Below are 371 nucleotides of genomic sequence, written 5' to 3'. Positions count from 1 at the left end.
GCTCTGCATCGACGAGAGACCGATCAATGTCAGCACCAGGAGAAACACCAGGCTGACCAACAGCGCCATGCCGCGCTGGGCGTGATATGTCATGGACGCACGACTCATCGGCCCTCCCCTCATTGCAACCGGTTGCGCAAGGCGGCAACTACGTTGAAGGTTTGATTGCGGACCCGGTTGTTCGGGTCGGTGAGGGTCAGCGTCAGCCGCACACTGCGGATTCGCGCCGGATCGGACGGATTACTGCTGTAACTGGAGGCGGCTGTATCCGTGGCCGAACTGGCGATACCGAAGCTCACGCCAAAGGCACTGACGTTGTTTACCAGCACCGCCTGAGTCGGCGTGCCAGTGCCGGAGCCCATCAGCAGTTG

1 protein-coding gene is annotated in these 371 nt (G+C 61.2%); it reads right to left on the bottom strand.

The window, feature by feature from the left end; all coding sequences use genetic code 11:
- Window positions 1–119 precede the first annotated feature (119 nt).
- On the bottom strand, window positions 120–371 hold a 252-nt coding region (locus AC1DF0_RS32650), incomplete at its 5' end, for a hypothetical protein (protein WP_477577780.1).

This window comes from Paenibacillus sp. 05T425, assembly GCF_056396205.1.
This window is presented reverse-complemented; position numbering and strand designations above follow the sequence as displayed.